Source organism: Paraburkholderia sp. SIMBA_027 (assembly GCF_046535315.1).
Lineage (GTDB): Bacteria > Pseudomonadota > Gammaproteobacteria > Burkholderiales > Burkholderiaceae > Paraburkholderia > Paraburkholderia tropica.
This window is the reverse complement of record NZ_JAWRWY010000723.1, coordinates 1-266: the sequence shown is the minus strand read 5'-3', so window position 1 is coordinate 266 and position 266 is coordinate 1. Positions and strand designations below refer to the sequence as shown.

The 266-nt window shown below is 65.0% G+C and carries 1 pseudogene; it reads right to left on the bottom strand.

Features of this window, described 5'->3' with window-relative positions:
• Nucleotides 1-266, bottom strand: a pseudogene (locus SB764_RS40945) (beta-ketoacyl-ACP synthase I); the annotation flags it as partial.

The window sequence follows — 266 nt, the reverse complement described above, 5'->3', positions numbered from 1 at the left end:
ATCGCCTTCGGAACGGCAAACGGGCCGATGCGCTTCGGGCTGTTGTTCTTGATGGTGATGTCGGCCGCTTCGATGAGCGTGCGGGTGGACGGGCCGCCCGAACCCATGATGATGCCGGTGCGCTCGTTGCCACCGATATCGGCGTCTTCGAGGCCGGAATCGGCGATCGCCTGCTTCATGGCGACGTGGTTCCACATGCCGCCCTGCGACAGGAAGCGCGCCGCGCGGCGATCGACGAGTTCAGTCACGTCGATCTTGGGCGAACC